This window comes from Actinokineospora enzanensis DSM 44649 (genome assembly GCF_000374445.1).
GTDB lineage: Bacteria > Actinomycetota > Actinomycetes > Mycobacteriales > Pseudonocardiaceae > Actinokineospora > Actinokineospora enzanensis.
Genome location: NZ_KB894454.1, coordinates 1 through 16,478, shown reverse-complemented (window position 1 = coordinate 16,478; position 16,478 = coordinate 1). Strand labels below are relative to the sequence as shown.

General features: G+C 71.0%; 15 protein-coding genes. 6 read left to right on the top strand and 9 right to left on the bottom strand.

Annotated features, from left to right (window positions below; all coding sequences use genetic code 11):
- Nucleotides 1-376 precede the first annotated feature (376 nt).
- The 7 genes from ctaD to C503_RS0134990 form a co-directional block, all read right to left on the bottom strand.
- Nucleotides 377-2,152 (bottom strand): aa3-type cytochrome oxidase subunit I, encoded by a 1,776-nt coding sequence (gene ctaD / locus C503_RS0135020; protein ID WP_018686882.1) that lies wholly within the window; start codon nt 2,150-2,152, stop codon nt 377-379.
- A 163-nt stretch (nt 2,153-2,315) separates the two neighbouring features.
- Nucleotides 2,316-3,560: an aldehyde dehydrogenase family protein gene (locus C503_RS0135015; RefSeq protein ID WP_018686881.1), complete on the bottom strand. Its 1,245-nt coding sequence runs from the start codon at nt 3,558-3,560 to the stop codon at nt 2,316-2,318.
- A gap of 94 nt (nt 3,561-3,654) precedes the next feature.
- A complete protein-coding gene (locus tag C503_RS0135010) occupies nt 3,655-4,281 on the bottom strand; it encodes a TetR/AcrR family transcriptional regulator (RefSeq protein ID WP_018686880.1) in 627 nt (208 codons plus the stop codon).
- A 70-nt stretch (nt 4,282-4,351) separates the two neighbouring features.
- Nucleotides 4,352-4,993 carry a M50 family metallopeptidase gene (locus C503_RS0135005; RefSeq protein WP_018686879.1) on the bottom strand — a complete coding sequence of 214 codons (642 nt, stop codon included), beginning with the start codon at nt 4,991-4,993 and terminating at the stop codon, nt 4,352-4,354.
- Between the two features lie 77 nt (nt 4,994-5,070).
- Nucleotides 5,071-5,550 (bottom strand): DinB family protein, encoded by a 480-nt coding sequence (locus C503_RS0135000; protein ID WP_018686878.1) that lies wholly within the window; start codon nt 5,548-5,550, stop codon nt 5,071-5,073.
- Nucleotides 5,551-5,614: 64 nt separating this feature from the next.
- Nucleotides 5,615-5,986: a hypothetical protein gene (locus tag C503_RS0134995; protein WP_156893728.1), complete on the bottom strand. Its 372-nt coding sequence runs from the start codon at nt 5,984-5,986 to the stop codon at nt 5,615-5,617.
- Nucleotides 5,987-6,338: 352 nt separating this feature from the next.
- Nucleotides 6,339-7,412, bottom strand: a complete 1,074-nt coding sequence (locus C503_RS0134990) for an FAD-dependent monooxygenase (RefSeq protein WP_018686876.1) — start codon at nt 7,410-7,412, stop codon at nt 6,339-6,341.
- A 43-nt stretch (nt 7,413-7,455) separates the two neighbouring features.
- Here C503_RS0134990 and C503_RS0134985 point away from each other — a divergent pair, with 43 nt between their 5' ends.
- The 3 genes from C503_RS0134985 to C503_RS0134975 all read left to right on the top strand — a co-directional run bounded on the left by C503_RS0134985 (nt 7,456) and on the right by C503_RS0134975 (nt 8,790).
- Nucleotides 7,456-8,025 (top strand): TetR/AcrR family transcriptional regulator, encoded by a 570-nt coding sequence (locus tag C503_RS0134985; RefSeq protein WP_026317013.1) that lies wholly within the window; start codon nt 7,456-7,458, stop codon nt 8,023-8,025.
- A gap of 19 nt (nt 8,026-8,044) precedes the next feature.
- The gene (locus C503_RS0134980) at nt 8,045-8,419 is read left to right on the top strand and encodes a hypothetical protein (protein ID WP_018686874.1); all 375 of its coding nucleotides are present in this window, start codon (nt 8,045-8,047) and stop codon (nt 8,417-8,419) included.
- A gap of 167 nt (nt 8,420-8,586) precedes the next feature.
- On the top strand, nt 8,587-8,790 hold the full coding sequence (locus C503_RS0134975) for a cold-shock protein (RefSeq protein WP_018686873.1): 204 nt from the start codon (nt 8,587-8,589) through the stop codon (nt 8,788-8,790).
- Between the two features lie 70 nt (nt 8,791-8,860).
- On the opposite strand, the gene C503_RS0134970 is transcribed toward C503_RS0134975, so the two are convergent.
- Nucleotides 8,861-10,747, bottom strand: a complete 1,887-nt coding sequence (locus C503_RS0134970) for a Calx-beta domain-containing protein (protein ID WP_051115025.1) — start codon at nt 10,745-10,747, stop codon at nt 8,861-8,863.
- Nucleotides 10,748-11,191: 444 nt separating this feature from the next.
- Here C503_RS0134970 and C503_RS0134965 point away from each other — a divergent pair, with 444 nt between their 5' ends.
- Nucleotides 11,192-13,603, top strand: coding sequence for a Tex family protein (locus C503_RS0134965; RefSeq protein ID WP_018686871.1), 2,412 nt, complete (start codon nt 11,192-11,194; stop codon nt 13,601-13,603).
- Nucleotides 13,604-13,751: 148 nt separating this feature from the next.
- Nucleotides 13,752-14,558: an ankyrin repeat domain-containing protein gene (locus C503_RS42095; RefSeq protein WP_156893727.1), complete on the top strand. Its 807-nt coding sequence runs from the start codon at nt 13,752-13,754 to the stop codon at nt 14,556-14,558.
- On the opposite strand, the gene C503_RS42090 is transcribed toward C503_RS42095, so the two are convergent.
- Nucleotides 14,555-15,274: a CAP domain-containing protein gene (locus C503_RS42090; RefSeq protein WP_018686869.1), complete on the bottom strand. Its 720-nt coding sequence runs from the start codon at nt 15,272-15,274 to the stop codon at nt 14,555-14,557. The genes C503_RS42095 and C503_RS42090 overlap by 4 nt on opposite strands.
- A gap of 84 nt (nt 15,275-15,358) precedes the next feature.
- Between C503_RS42090 and C503_RS46480 the strand changes: the two genes are divergently transcribed.
- Nucleotides 15,359-16,478, top strand: a 1,120-nt coding sequence (locus C503_RS46480) for a sigma-70 family RNA polymerase sigma factor (protein WP_156893726.1), incomplete at its 3' end; no start/stop codon positions are given.

The window sequence follows — 16,478 nt, the reverse complement described above, 5'->3', positions numbered from 1 at the left end:
CCCGGAGGACGGCGCGGCTGATGGGCGGCTGAGACTGCGGTGCGCTGGACCGCCGCGCCGGACCGGGTCGCGGTCCTCGGCGCGGTGGCTGGGTACCCCGGCCCACCGGCGCGGACGCACCGGGTTCCCGTCGGGGCTGGTGTGCCCCGGGCAGACGTCGTCGGCTGCCGTCGGGAACGGGTCGGGTCGTGGGGCGCGCGGCGGTGCGGCGGGCAGGCGCCGTCGGCTGCCACTCCCCCGCGCTCCCGGGTGGGTCTGGAAACGGAACTGCGGGTGGTGCCAGGGTCGCGTCGCGCTTCCTGGCTCCACCCGCAGAATCCTTCCGCGTATCCGGCTCACCGGCACCCCGCCGCACTCGGTCGGCGGGCCGGTTCGCTCAATTGGGCAACGTCGGGTCGCCCTTGGAGATCTCACCGGGGTTGACCGCGGCCGCCGCCAGCTCGGACGGGGCGGGCTTGTGCCCGTGCCCGCCGAGCAGGCCGACGTACTTGTCCGCCTCGGTGGCCTCCCGCATGTGCGGGTAGTGCAGGTCGAAGGCGGGCCGCTCGGAGCGGATACGGGGCAGCTCGGTGAAGTTGTGCCGCGGCGGCGGGGAGCTGGTGGCCCACTCCAGCGAGTTCCCGTAGCCCCACGGGTCGTCGGCGGTGACGATCTCGCCGTAGCGGTAGCTCTTGAACACGTTGTAGATGAACGGCAGCGTGGACGCGCCGAGGATGTAGGCGCCGATCGTGGAGATCATGTTCAGCGTCTGGAAGCCGTCGGTCGGCAGGTAGTCCGCGTACCGGCGGGGCATGCCCTCGTTGCCCAGCCAGTGCTGGACCAGGAAGGTGCCGTGGAAGCCGATGAACGTGGTCCAGAAGTGCAGCTTGCCCAACGGTTCGTCCAGGAACCGGCCGGTGATCTTCGGGAACCAGAAGTAGATGCCCGCGAAGGTGGCGAACACGATCGTGCCGTAGAGGACGTAGTGGAAGTGCGCCACCACGAAGTACGAGTCGGACACGTGGAAGTCGATGGCGGGCGCGGCCAGCAGCACGCCGGTGAGCCCGCCGAACAGGAACGTGACCAGGAAGCCGACGCTGAACAGCATCGGTGTCTCGAAGGTCAGCTGCCCCTTCCACATGGTGCCGATCCAGTTGAAGAACTTCACGCCGGTGGGCACCGCGATCAGGAAGGTCATGAAGGAGAAGAACGGCAGCAGCACGGCGCCGGTGGCGTACATGTGGTGCGCCCACACGGTGACCGACAGCGCGGCGATGCCCAGGGTCGCGTAGATCAGGCCGCGATAGCCGAACAGTGGCTTTCGGCTGAAGACCGGGAAGATCTCCGACACGATCCCGAAGAACGGCAGCGCGACGATATAGACCTCTGGATGGCCGAAGAACCAGAACAGGTGCTGCCAGAGGATCACCCCGCCGTTGGCCGGGTCGAACACGTGCGCCCCGATCTGGCGGTCGGCGAGCAGGCCGAACAGCGCCGCGGTGAGGATCGGGAAGGCCAGCAGCACCAGCACGCTGGTGATCAGGATGTTCCAGGTGAAGATGGGCATCCGGAACATGGTCATGCCGGGCGCGCGCAGGCAGACCACGGTGGTCAGCATGTTGACCGCGCCGAGGATGGTGCCGAGACCACCCACGGCCAGGCCGGTGATCCACAGGTCCGCGCCGATGCCCGGCGAGTGGATCTTGTCCGAGAGCGGGGTGTAGGCGAACCAGCCGAAGTCGGCGGCGCCACCCGGGGTGAGGAACCCGGTCATCACGATGATGCCGCCGAACAGGTACAGCCAGTAGGAGAACGCGTTCAACCGCGGGAACGCGACGTCCGGCGAACCGATCTGCAGCGGCAGCACGAAGTTCGCGAACCCGAACAGGATGGGCGTCGCGTACAGCAGCAGCATGATCGTGCCGTGCATGGTGAACAGCTGGTTGTACTGCTCCTGCGACAGGAACTGCTGTCCTGGCACGGCGAGCTCCGAGCGGATCAGCATCGCCATCGCGCCGCCCACCATGAAGAAGGCGAACGACGTGACCAGGTACATGATGCCGATCTGCTTGTGGTCCGTCGTGCGGAACAGCCGCAGCAGGTACGAACCCTTGGCCGTCTCGCGGGCCGGATACGGCCGCGTGGCGATCGGGCGCGGGGCTACTGCCGTCACTCCTGCCTCCTGCTGGTGCTCTGCGGTTGTGTCGATGGCGCCTGTCCATCCGAGTCGGACCGTGGCCGGACCGGGCTCGTCTGGGATCGTAGCCCCGTGCGCCCGTGTGGGCGCGCGTGGGCCGAGTGTGCTTCCGGTGACCGTCGATCCCCAGTTGCCCAGGTCACACCGGCAGTACCGCGTACTGGCGGAGGGTCAGGTCGGTGAAGGTGACCGGGCCGCGGGGGCCGGGGACGCGGTCGATGTTGATCCCGGTCTCCGGCACGCCGAGCAGCCGGAAGCCGTCCAGCAGGCGGGTCGGCGCGTTCCAGAAGACACCCGTTCCGGTGTACCCGGCGAGGAACGCGTCGGCGGCCGCGCGGTCGGTGGTGACGATGCCCGCGGCCAGGCCGGAGGTCTCGGTGTTGGCGATCCGCACGGCGTGCCGCAGGTCGTCCACCGGGGCGACGGTGACGGTGGCCTCGCGCTCGGAGTCCAGCGCCCACTCGTAGCCGATGGCGTGCTCGTGCGGCGGCAGCGCGGCCCGCACGCCCGCGGCGTCCAGCGCGGACCGGATGCCGGGCAGCGCGGAGTCGTAGACGTCGCGGTGGACGAGCAGCAGGTTGAGCCGGTTGCACACGCCGAGCCGGTCCAGGCTGCGGGTGATCAGGTCCTGGGCGAAGGCGGGGTCGGCGGCGACGTCGTAGTAGAGGACGCCGCCGCCGTCGGCGTGCGCGAGCGTGCGAACACCGGACGCGGCCGCCCGCCTGCCGAGCTCACGGGTGCTCTCGCCGCTGCCGCGCAGGATGACCAGCGGCACCAGGTGCGGCAGGTCGACCAGCGCGCCCGCCGCCTCCCGGTCCGGGCTGGGCACCAGCTGGATCGCGTCCGCGGCCAGGTCGGCGTCCTCCAGCGCGGGCGCGATGACGTGCCTGAGCAGGGCGGTCGCCGAGCGCAGCGCGGCCGAGCCGGTGCGCAGCACGCCCGCGTTGCGCGACTTGACCAGCTGCGAGGCCACGTCCACGGTCACGTTCGGCCGGGCCTCGTAGTTGGCGCCGATGACGCCGACCGGGCGCAGCAGCTCCACCAGGCGCAACCCGTCGTCCAGCGCGCGGATGTCGCGGGAGCGGGCCGGGTGCGGCACGGCCGCCAGCAGCCGCAGCTGCTCGGCCATGCCGTCCAGCCGTTCCGCGGTGATCCGCAGCCGGTCGAGCAGCCCGCCGCTCATGCCCGCCGCCTTGGCCGCGGCGACGTCCTCGGCGTTGGCGGCGAGCACCCTGGCGCGCGCGGAGGACAGCCGGGCCGCCATCTCGGCGATGGCGTTGTCGATGGTCTCGTCCGAGGCGGCGGCCAACGACGGCGCCGCCGCGAACGCCCTCGCCGCGCACGCGGACACGACCTCGCCGATGGTCTGCTCGTCGGACACCATGGTTCCCTTCGTCCGGCCTGGTGAGACTCGGATTCTGCCGCACCGGCCCCGCTGTCCGACGGCCCGCCCCACTCCGTCTACATCGGACTCCCCGTCAGCCCGCGGTGGACTCGAAGAACCGGCCGACCAGCCGCAACCGCTTCTCGTCCAGGTCGGGGCGCGGGTACACGGCGTTCACGAGCGCCTCCCCGTCGAACATGTGCAGCCCGGTGAACACCGCCGCCTGGCGGATCTCCTCGGGCTGCGCGGCGATCGCGGGCACGCGCAGCGCGGTGAGGTAGATCTCCTTCGAGCAGTCCTCGATGATCGGCACCAGCCGGGCTCTTAACTCGCTGTCGGTCCGGGCCGCCAGCAGCAGCTCGAACCACACGATGTTCAGCGCGGACCGCGCGGCGGCCCGGATGGCCCGCAGCACCTCGACGAACTCGCCGCCACCGGCGAAGAACGGCGCGGTGCGCTCCAGGAAGGTGGCGATCTGCCGTCGGCCGACCTCGGCGGCGGAGGTGACCACCAGGTCCAGCCTGGTGTCGAAATGCCGGAACAGGCCGCCGTGCGAGACACCCGCCCGGCGGCAGATCTCCTGCACCGAGGCGCGGGAGTAACCCACTTCGGACATCGCGGCGATGGTGGCGTCGACCAGCTTCGCCACCGTCGCCTCACGGCGCTCGCGCTGGGTGCGGCGCCGGGGGGTGGGCTCGGTCTGCTCGCCCGGATCGGTCATGGGGACGGCCTTTCGCTCCGGTTGGGTCTCCCGGAAACAACGCGCGAGTGGTCGCCTAGGACACGCACGATTACAGCAAAAGCCATCCGCAGGCGAGAACCAGCGAGCCGAGATCCACCAACGCGAACACCCCGACCCAGAAGAACCCCGGCGCCCCGGTCAACCGCGCGAGCTGGTCCGCGTCGGAATCCCGCGCCCGCCCCCGCCGCCGTTTGCTCTGCAGCTCGGCGATCGGCCGCAGCCCGCCGAACAGCAGGAACCAGGCGATGAGGTAGCCGAAGGCCACCTGTACCTGGTCCGGCGCGTACCAGGAGACCAGGAACAACACGATCCCGCTGGCCACGAGCGAGACGACGCCGTAGAGGTTGCGCACCATGATGAGGACGCCGAAGAGCAGCGCGCCGCAGATCATCAGGACCACGCTGACCTTGTCCCCGGCGAGCAACGCGGCGAACGCCATCCCGAGCAAGGACGGAGCGATATAGCCCGCGAGGGCGGTGCATACCATGCCGGGCCCCTCGGGCTTGCCCCGAGAGAGGGTGACGCCGGAGGTGTCGGAGTGCAGGCGGATCCCCATCAACCGCCTACCGACCAGTAGCGCGATCAGCGCGTGCCCCGCCTCGTGCACGATCGTGATGACGTTGCGGGCGGGCCGCCAGAACGCGTTGATGGAGACGACGCCGAGCGCGACGGCGGCGGTGATCAGGACCATGGCGGGTGGCGGCGTCCATTGGTCGCCGAACAACTCCCGCCACACCTCAGCCACGGACCGATCTTGCCACGCTCGCCTCAGTCGGCGAGCACCTGCTCACGCAGGATGTCGGCGTGGCCGCAGTGGTGGGCCAGCTCCCGGAGAACCTGCAGGTAGACCCAGCGAAGCGTGCGCGGACCGGTCCGGTGTCCGGTGCACACGGTGTCCAGCGGCAGGTCCTTGATGGTCGCGCGGGCAGTGACGCAGGCCTGTCGGTGGGCCGCCGTGACCGAGGCGATGGTGTCGCTATCGGAGAGTCGGAAGGAGTCGTCCGGAGTCCGCACCAGGCCGAGCTCTTCGCGGGGCGAGCCGCCGACGCACTCCTCGAACCAGATCCGCTGCATCCAGGTGACGTGTTTGAGCAATCCGAGCAATGTGGTCGCGGACGGGACAAGGCGGCGGCCTGCTTGTTCCTCGGTGAGGTCGTGGAGAGTGGCCTCGATGGCGGTGCGGTATTCCTCGACGAAGGCGGCCAACTGGGTGCGTTCGTCGTCGAGCGGCACATCGAACGAACCCATCGGAGTTCTCCTCTCCTGCCCCGAGCCCCAACCTACCGGGCCCCCGTAGTCGGGGCGTTCCCCGTCAGGGACCGAACCAGGTGAGACACCACTGGCCGCTCTCCTTGGCCAGACCCATCTCGACCTCACGCGTCGAGCCGGTGAACCTGATGGTGACGTTGGCGATCGCCTCATCGGCGCCATCCAGCCGGACGCCCCCCAGCTCGGCACCCACCATCGGGGAAGGAGCGGCCAGATCGAGCGGATGCGCGGCACCGGGACACGAAACAGTGGCCAGCGCCTGCTCGTCCTTGGCGGCGAACGCGTCGACGATCGCCTGGGCCGCGCCCTCCGGCGTACTGGTGTCCGACCCCCTGGTGAGCGCGACGACCAGGACCACGACGGCGGCGAGCACGAGCACGCCCGCACCCGAAAGCAACCACATCTTCTTCGGCACGCCGAAGATGATCTCAGCCCGGCCGCGGCGACAGGCCCGGTCGAACACAATTCGACCGGTTGGCCGAGGCCGACCGGTGGATGTCGCTCAGCGGGTGCGCTCAGTGCTCCGCAGGCCACAGCTGTCGGCATGGACGCCCGGACCTCGCACCGGCACGGCTCGTCCGACACCCTGATCTTGTTGCCGCACAGTTGATAGGCCCCGCCCTACCAGGGGGCGGGCCCAACGGAAGGGAAGCTAGGCGATCTTGACGGGTGTCAATATCCCCCGACCGTGAGCTGTGGACGAATCCAGCGATTGTGGACAACCTCCCCAGGGGACCCCCGATTTCCATTCTACCGGGCAGACCAGGTCAGCAAGGTTCGGAGCGATCTTGCCTGTGGACAACCCCGTCCCCGGGCGGCTGCCACTCCAGGACCGACACCAGGGACCGCCGGAACAGACCATCAGGCATCAACCGCAGCGCCGCGTCGCGAACCGGTGCCCCCGGCCCATGCACAAGCCGACCGACCATCCGAGACCGACGTGCGATCGACTGGCTCCGGCGGCGGCGAAGTGCGTCATAACGCGGCAGATCGTCCGCGACCATCGCCAGGGTCACCGCGTCCTCCAGTGCCTGGCATCCGCCCTGTCCCAGGTTCGGCGTCATCGCGTGCGCCGCGTCCCCCACCAACGCCACCCGGCCCCGCACATAGGTAGGCAAGTCCGGCAGGTAGTACAGATCGTGCCGGTCAGCCCTATCCGCCGCAGCCAAGACAGAAGGAATCGGCGCAGGCCAGCCGGCAAACCGGCGCCGCAGCTCGGCGAGTTCCCCGGACTGAGACCGCGTACCCGCAGGCGCGGCGGCAGCCGCGTACGCATAGATCCGCCCGTCGGTCATCGGGAACACCCCGAAGACCTGACGATCACCCCAGGTCTCACTACCGTCGAAGGCAGGAATACCCGCCGCAGGCAGCACCATCCGCCACGCGGTGTGTCCTGTGTAGCGCGGCGCCGCGGCCTCAGGCCAGAACGCGCCGCGAACAGTGCTGTGGAGGCCGTCCGCGCCCACCAGGAGGTCCGCCGCCGGGAAGTCCCGCACAGTGGACCCTGGCCGCAACGACTCGGCCGGGACGGCGGACAGCAACACCTCCAGCAGTTCCGCCCGATGAATCAGCACCAGTTCACCGGAGGACCGCGCGAGCCATCGGCCGCGTCGGTCCCGGAAGCCGCCGCGGTCCGGTCGGGCGCCGCGGGCGCGGACCTGGTCGCCGAGGCCGAGAGCATCCAGGGCGCGCAGGGCGTTGCCCCAGATCGAGATCCCCGCGCCGACCTCGGTGAACTCCGGCGCGCGCTCGTGTACCTCCACCTGCCTGCCCCGTTGGGTCAGTCCGGCCGCGACCGCGAGTCCGGCGATCCCGCCGCCCACCACCACCGCTGTGCGCATGTCCCCTCCTCTACATCCGTAGAGGCACTCTACACTTGTAGAGGTGACGGATCGGAAGGCCTTGCTGACGGATGCGGCGATCACCACACTCGCCCGGGAGGGGCTGCGCGGGCTGACCCATCGCGCGGTGGACCGGGTGGCCGATGTGCCGCCGGGCTCGTGCTCCTACTACTTCCGCACCCGGCTGGCCCTGCTCACCGCGACCGTCGAGCGGTTGGCCGAGCTGGATGCGGACGAGCTGGCGCCGGTCACGCCCGTGCCGGAGCGCGTCGACCAGGACCACCTGGCCGCGTTGCTGGCGGGCATGGCGGAGCGGTCCGTCACGGTCAACCGGGAGCGGATGGTGGCCCGCTACGAGCTGTCCCTTGAGTCCACCCGCCGACCCGAGCTGCGGGCGGCGCTGGTGGCGGTGGGCGAGCGGTACCGGGAGCTGGCGTCCACCCTGCTGGCCGCGGCGGGGGCGGCCGACCCGGACCGGCAGGGGCGGGCGCTGGTGGCGTTCCTGGACGGGGTGATCTTCGACCGGATCACGGGCGCGGGCCGTGTCCCGCTGGACCCGGCCGCGTTCCGGCGCACCTTCGCCGAGGCGCTTCGAGGGGTGCTGGCCGGGTGATCGGGATAGCCTGCCCGGCATGGCGAAGCTGACCTGGATCCCGCGCGCCCTCGGGCTGGCCACCGCCGCCTACGGGGCCGCGGTGGCGGTCCGCCCGGCGGTGCTGGCCAAGCCCGCCGGGCTGGTCACCATGTACGGCGAGCCCGCGCGGGGCGTCGCGGTGCTCAGCCGCAGCATCGGCGCGCGCGACCTGGCGACCGGGCTGGCCATGGTGTTCGCGCCCGCGGGCGCGCCGCTGCGGGCGGCCATCGCGGTGCGGGTGGCGGGGGATGTCGCCGACGCGGTCGGGTTCGGCACCGGGCTGCCGGACGTGGCCGCGCGGCGCAAGTCCGCGGTCGTGGCAGGCGGGTGGGCCGTGCTGTGTGCCCTGTCGGCGCTCGTATCCGGGAAATGAGCACCCATCCCGGATCCTCGCCCGTTGTCGGTGGCTTGTGGTTGACTGGCTGTGGTCACCCGGATCGCCCCCGTGACCTGGCCTCCAGCGGGGCCCGGTGGGGTGGGCGGGCGACCGGGGCGGCCGCACCAGCGGTCACCCTCCAGCAGGATGGCTAGGAGAAAAGCATGGCCCAGGGCACCGTCAAGTGGTTCAACGCCGAGAAGGGATTCGGGTTCATCGCTCCCGACGACGGCGGCTCCGACGTGTTCGTGCACTACTCGGAGATCCAGTCGAACGGCTTCCGCACGCTGGAGGAGAACCAGAAGGTGCGCTACGAGGTCGGCCAGGGCGCCAAGGGCCCGCAGGCGACCGGCGTGACCATCGTCTGACCGAACCCCACCGACTCGCGTACGGGCCCCGCTCCGATGATCCGGAGCGGGGCCCGTCCGTGTCCCGCGGCTACCGGGTGCAGGGGTTCCCGGTCGGGTGCAGGGTGGTGCCCTTCAGCCCGACCCGCGACTCGCCGAGCACGACCGTGCCGACCACGGTGTCCAGGGCGAACGCCTGCCGGATGAAGCCGCCGCTGCCGTCGGAGACGGTGGCGTTGATCCGCAGCTGGCCGACCACCAGCGGGATGACCAGCGTGCCGCTGCCGACGGTCACGCCGAGGCCGTTCACCTTCAGCGAGGCCACGTTGGAGCTGGCGCTGAACACCGGTGTGACGGTGCCGTCCGGGTTGGCGGTGCAGGTGTAGGCCGCGCTCGACGTGATCGCGCCGACCTGGATGTTCGCCACGCCCAGCAGGCTGATGGTGGCGCCCGCGACGGTCGCGCTCGACCGCAGGCCGTCACCCGGGGCCGGGTAGGCCTGTTGGTCGTTCGGGGTCAGGTCGGTGGTGGCGGTGACGTCGTCGGTCAGCACGGTCAGCGTGCCCGACGGCATGCTGGCGTTGATCAGCGTCGGCGCGGCCTCCACGCACGGGTCGTTCTGCGGGTTGGCCGCGGCGATGGTGAGCAGCAGCAGCTTGGCCGCGGTGGCCGAGCAGGTGAACGAGCCGTCGCGGTCGCCGTCGATGATCGTGCCGGTGCCGGTGGCCCGCAGGATCGAGGCGCCGGTGGCGTTGGACAGCACGACCTGGAACGTCTCCGTCGGTTCGTCCAGGGTGTCGGAGAGTATCGGGACGCTGATCGTCTTGGACGTGTCGCCGGGGGCGAAGGTGAGCGTGCCGGAGACCGGGGTGAGGTCGGCGGCGGTCGCGGTGCCCAGGACGGTCGCGTAGTCGACGGTGACCGTGCCGGTGGAGGCGGCGCTCAGCGACACGGTGAAGACCGCGTTGCCGGTGCCGGTGCCTGGCTCGTTCACGGTGACGTCGTTGATCGACAGGCCGAGCACGCGGATCGTGGTGGTCTGCACGAAGCCCTGCGAGACGCCGCCGACGAGGTAGTCGACCTGGCAGGTGTAGACGCCGGGGGCGGCGCTCGGGCTGACCGCGATGGTCTCGGTGAAGGTGGCGGCCGAGCCGCTGGTCACGGTGGCGGCGGTGGGGCTGGTGCCGACCGAGATCTCGGCCGGGCAGCTGGTCACCCTTGGCGCGACCGGGACCTTGATGGCGCGGATGCCGTCCAGGATCGCCTGCGGCACCGCGGTGGAGGACACGTTGTTGAGCAGGGTGCCGCCGGTCGCATTGACGAGCGCGGTGGCCTGGCCCTTGGCGTCCAGGCCGGAGGCGTTGACCGCGATGACCCGGATGCCCGCGGACTGCAGCGCCGCGATGGTGTCGGCGAGCGTGTGCCCGTTGCTGGGGTCGTGCGAGGGGGCGTCGCCGAACAGCGCGATCACCCGGGTGCTGTCGGAGCGGAACGCGATGTCGCCGGTGGCGATCCGGTAGAGGGCGTTGATCTGGTCCTCGGGGAAGTCGCCGCCGCCCGCAGCGGCCCACATGGTGGTGCCCGCCTGCACGGCGCTGAGGCTGGTGGTCAGCTGCTGGTTGACCCGGAACGGGATGGTGTCCTTGATGTCCTTGAACTCGGCCACCCCGAACTGGGCGCTGGGCTGCACGGACAGGATGTTGCCGACCAGCGTGCCGATGTTGGAGCGCACGTTGTTGATGGCCGCGGTCATGCTCCCGGTGGTGTCGGCCAGGAAGACCACGTCCGGGTTGTACGGGACCGCGGGCGTGGTGACGACCTTGGTCACCGTGGTGCTCGCCCCCGGCGTGAGCGTCAGGTCCACTGTGGAGGGAACGACGCCCGGCGGCGCGGCCGAGGCCGGTATGGCCACCCCCACGCCCGCGCCCAGCACGAGCGCGAGGACAGCGAGCACGAGCGGTTTTCGCGGTGTACGCACAGATCCCTCCAGTTCGGATGGATGACCCAGCCGGCTACCGGCCCGGCTCGATCGTTAGCGCGGCCGCCCGGCAGCGACAATCCCCCACCGCGCACACCACCTGACCAGGCCGAACCCCGAAACGATCGGCTGAACCCTGGCACCCGCGGTCGATACCCACCGTCGTCCGGACCGCCCGATCCAGGTCCCTCCGGGGAGTGGACGCCCACGACCGGGCAAAGCGGGCGAATCCACCCGATCAAGCTATTCAGTCGCGCGTGATCGCCGACCGCCGCGGCGGGCCCGCGCGCGCCGGGTTGTCCACAGCCGGACCGGTGTTCGCCGAAGTTGTCCACAGGCAGGCGCCCCAGGCTCCCGCGGGTCGGGCCGGTCCGACAGAATGGCGACGCACAGTGATCATCGCGGCGGGGTGCCGCGAGCGGACGGACGGCCGGAGTGGGAGCGATGACAGCGACAGCACAGGGGACGCCCGCGGCGGGGATCCACCAGCGCATCGCCGAGGAGCTCGGGGTGCGGGAGCGGCAGGTCACCGCCGCGGTGGACCTGCTCGACGGCGGTGCGACGGTGCCGTTCATCGCGCGCTACCGCAAGGAGGCCACCGACGCGCTCGACGACGCGCAGCTGCGCACGCTGGAGGAGCGGCTGCGCTACCTGCGCGAGCTGGAGGAGCGCCGGGCCGCCGTGCTGGACTCGATCCGCGAGCAGGGCAAGCTGGACGACGCGCTGGCCGCGCAGATCATGGCGGCCGACTCCAAGGCCCGGCTGGAGGACATCTACCTGCCGTACAAGCCGAAGCGGCGGACCAAGGCGCAGATCGCCCGCGAGGCCGGGCTGCAGCCGCTGGCCGACGGGCTGCTGGGCGACCCGTCCCGCGACCCGCGTGAGGCGGCGGCCGCGTTCGTGGACGCGGAGAAGGGCGTCGCGGACGCCACGGCCGCGCTGGACGGGGCGCGGGCGATCCTGGTGGAGCGGTTCGCCGAGGATGCCGACCTGATCGGCGAGCTGCGCGAGCGGATGTGGGACCGGGGCGTGCTGGCGTCGAAGGTGCGCGAGGGCAAGGAGGAGGACGGCGCCAAGTTCGCCGACTACTTCGAGTTCTCCGAGCCGTTCGGCCGGTTGCCCTCGCACCGGGTGCTCGCGATGTTCCGGGGTGAGAAGGAGGAGGTCCTCGAACTCGCCCTGGAGCCCGACCCGGATGCCGACCAGGCCGCCGTGCCGCCGGTGCGCAGCGACTACGAGATGCGGATCGCGCAGCGGTTCGGCGTGGCCGACGAGGGCAGGCCGGGCGACAAGTGGCTGTCCGACACCGTCCGCTGGGCCTGGCGCACCCGCGTCCTGGTGCACCTTGGCATCGACCTGCGGTCCCGGCTGCGCCAGGCGGCCGAGGACGAGGCGGTCCGGGTGTTCGCGACCAACCTGCGCGACCTGCTGCTGGCCGCCCCGGCGGGCACCCGCGCCACCATGGGCCTCGACCCGGGCTACCGCACCGGGGTGAAGGTGGCGGTGGTGGACGCGACCGGCAAGGTGGTGGCCACCGACACGATCTACCCGCACGTGCCGCACAACCGCTGGGACCAGGCGCTGGCCTCGCTGGCGAAGCTGTGCGCGGCGCACCGGGTCGAGCTGATCGCGATCGGCAACGGCACCGCGTCCCGGGAGACCGACAAGCTGGCGGGCGAGCTGGTCAAGAAGTTCGCCGACCTCACGCTGACCAAGGTCGTGGTATCCGAGGCGGGCGCGTCGGTGTACTCCGCGTCCGCCTACGCCTCGCAGGAGCTGCCGGAGCTGGACGTGTCCCTGCGCGGCGCGGTGTCCATCGCCCGCAGGCTGCAGGACCCGCTGGCGGAGCTGGTGAAGATCGACCCCAAGTCGATCGGCGTCGGCCAGTACCAGCACGACCTGTCCGAGGTGAAGCTGTCGCGCTCGCTGGACGCGGTGGTCGAGGACTGCGTGAACGGTGTCGGCGTGGACGTGAACACCGCGTCCGCCCCGCTGCTGACCAGGGTGTCCGGCATCGGCGCAGGCCTGGCCGAGAACATCGTCGCGCACCGCGACGCGAACGGCCCGTTCCGCTCCCGCCAGGGCCTCAAGGACGTGCCCCGGCTGGGCGCGAAGGCGTTCGAACAGTGCGCGGGCTTCCTCCGCATCCCCACCGGCGACGACCCCCTGGACTCCTCCAGCGTGCACCCGGAGGCCTACCCGGTGGTCCGCCGCATCCTCGCCACCACCGGCGGCGACCTGCCCGCCCTGATCGGCAACACGTCGTCGCTGCGCAAGCTGCGCCCGGCGGACTTCGTTGACGAGAAGTTCGGCCTGCCCACGGTCACCGACATCCTGTCCGAGCTGGAGAAGCCGGGCCGCGACCCGCGCCCGGCCTTCAAGACCGCCACCTTCGCCGACGGCGTGGAGAAGCTGGCCGACCTCAAGCCGGGCATGACCCTGGAGGGCGTGGTCACGAACGTCGCGGCGTTCGGCGCGTTCGTGGACATCGGCGTGCACCAGGACGGGTTGGTGCACGTGTCGGCACTGTCGAAGAACTTCGTGAAGGACCCGCGCGAGGTGGTGAAGTCCGGGGACGTCGTGAAGGTCAAGGTGCTCGACGTGGACATCCCGCGCAAGCGCATCTCGCTGACCCTGCGCCTGGACGACGAGATCCCGGCCCCGGGCACGGCCACCTCCGGCGGCCAACGACGCGAGAACCGCGGCTCGCAGGGCGGGCGCGGTCAGGGCGGGGCAGGCCAGGGTGGCGGCGGCCAGGGTGGCCAGCGGGGTCGGGGGCAGCGCCGGAACGAGACCACCCCTCCCCCGACCGGCTCACTCGCGGACGCCTTGCGGCGGGCCGGGTACAAGGGCTGAGAGCTGTGTGGTCTCGGGGCGCTTCCCTTCCGGGGAGGCGCCCCGAAACCACGTCCGGAACCGCGATGGCGCCTTCTGGTCGTCCAGCGGCCCAGTCTGTCTACTGTGGACAACCGCGATTGTCGGCAGGCGGGCGTAGCTTGGGCGCATGCCTACGCCATCATCAGCAGGTTCGCTGGATCGGTCACCGCATCTCGTCAAGGAGTTCGGCAGCGACGCGGATCGGTTGCTGGCGCACCTCTGTCTCACCTACGCCCCAGGCAAGATCCCCGCTCCCGAATCCACCCACGCCACGGACCTGAACACCGCTGCGGCACTGGGAGACGTCGCGGTCGCGGAGCGGGAGCTGGCGAGGGACCCGGAGGCCGCCACGAGGCTGGGCGGGCCGTTCGAATGGGAGCCGTTGCTCTATCTCGCCTACGCCCGCGTCGCAGGTGGTGATCACACGCGGGTGGCCGAGATGCTGTTGGCGGCGGGCGCGGACCCGGACTCCGGTTACCTGTGGGACGGCCTGCCATCCCCTTTCACCGCTCTCACCGGTGCGTTCGGCGGCGGCGAGCGGGACGAGCCCGCGCACCCGGCCGAGCACGAACTGGCCAGGCTGCTGCTCGAAGCGGGCGCCGATCCCAACGACAGCCAGACCCTTTACAACCGGCAGTTCCGCGAGAACGACAGCCATCTCGAACTGCTCTTCGAGTACGGCCTGGGCACCGGCGACGGCGGCCGCTGGCACGCGCGGGTCGGGGCAGGGCATCACACGCCCGAGGCGATGCTTCACGATGTGTTGTTGTGGGCGGCCGCAAACGGGCAACGGCGGCGGGTCGAGCTGATGTTGGCCCATGGGGTGGATCCGCGGGTCGACCTTCCCGGGCACCCGGTGCACCGGGGGCTCGGGCCGGTCGAGTTGGCCGTGCGGGGTGGGCATCACGACGTCGCCGCGTTGCTGCGGGGTTAGGCGAAGCCGAAGGCCTGGGTCCAGTAGACGCGGTAGCTGCCGCCCCGGTACATGCCGACGCCGATGTCGACGAACGAGCAGTTGAGGATGTTGGCCCGGTGGCCCGCGCTGTTCATCCACGAGGTCATGACCGCGTCGGGGGTGGTCTGGCCTGCCGCGATGTTCTCGCCGCCGCCGTGCGGGTAGCCCGCCGCGGCCATCCGGTCGAAGGGGGATCGGCCGTCGAGCGAGGTGTGGTCGAAGTAGTTGTTGACGGCCATGTCCTGGCTGTGTTCGCGGGCGGCCGTGGCCAGCTTGTCGTTCCAGCGCAGCGGCTTGCAGCCCGCCTCCGCGCGGCGGGCGTTGACCAGGTCCAGGACCGCGCTCTCCGCCGGGGACGCGCCCGGGACCACGACCGGCGTCGTCGTCGACTTGGTCGTCGTCGGCGCGGGCTTCGTCGTGGTGGGGGCCACCGTGGTGGTGGTCGGCGGCGGTGTGCTGGTCGTGGTGGGTAACAGTGTTGTGGTGGTGGTCGCGGGGGCCGTGGTCGTCGTCGTGGTGCCGGGCGGGTGGGGGTGCCAGGTCGTGCGGATCGGGCGGCCGTTGGCCAGTAGCGCGGTGGCCTCGCCGGGTGACTCGGCCGGTTGCGTCGGCTGCCCCAGCGTCATCACGACCGCGGTGACCACCGATCCGGTGGCCGCGCCCGCCAGGACGGCCAGGCGGCTTCGAGCTGTCACGATCAGGGGTCCCTTCGGGTGGCGTCGGGCTACGCCGGTTGGACGGTGGGGTTGCGCCAGGGATTACGGTCTGAGACCCAACGAATGCGAAAATTCTCCGTGGAGGCGGCCGTGCAGCTCAGCGACCCCGGCGACGCCGATCTGGTCGAACGCGCCGGATCCGGGGACGATGACGCGTTTTCCCAGCTCTACAACCGTTACCGACTACCCCTCACGCGCTTCCTGGCCCGACTCACCGGGGACTCGCACCTGGCCGAGGACCTGACCCAGGAGGCGTTCGTCAGCGCCCTGCGGCACCTGTCCACGCTGCGCCGACCGAGCCGGTTCCGGCCCTGGCTGTTCAGCATCGCGCACCGCTGTGCTCTGGATCACATACGACGCGGCGGACCGGTGCTCTTCGCCGATCCGCCGGAACTGGCCGCCGACGGCGACTCCCCGCAGGACGTGGCCGACGCACACGCCGCGACAAGCCTGGTGTGGGACGCGGCGGCAAGCCTGGAGCCGCGACAGCTGGCCATCCTCGAACTGACCGTGCGCGACGAGGTCACCACCGCCGAACTGGCGCACGCCCTGGACGTCCGCACCTCACACGCCGCCGTCCTCGCCCACCGCGCCCGATCCGCCCTCGGCCACGCCGTCCGCGTACTGCTGCTGGCCCGCAACCCCCGCTCATGCAGACGACTCGCGAACCTCGTACCGGAACGCCCGCGCACCCTCTCCCCCGCTCAGCGCGTATCGGTCGACCGCCACCTACGCCGCTGCCCCGACTGCCGCGAACTGGCAGGCCGCCTGACCACCCCACTGGCCGTCCTCGGCGTCCTACTACGCGACCCCACCCCACACGTCTCAGAGGCAGCCTGGGCACTGGTCGACCCCAGCAGACACCTGGTACGCAAGACCTTCGTGACGCTGGCACTCACCCTGGTGCTCACCGCCCTATGGTCATTGATCCCCCACAACACAATCCCCCCCGAGGCCAACATCCCGCCCGGCCCCACCCCGACCACCACCGCCCCCGCAATCCCCGCCGTCACGATCACACCGTCCACAGTGGTCCCCACCCCCCTCCCCACCACACCCCAATTCCCACCCCCCACACCACTCCAATTCCTACCCCCACTCCCACCCCAAATCCTTCCCCCACCCCCACTCCCACCCTCACTCCAAATCCTCCCCCAACTCCCCATCAACCACACATTTCCCC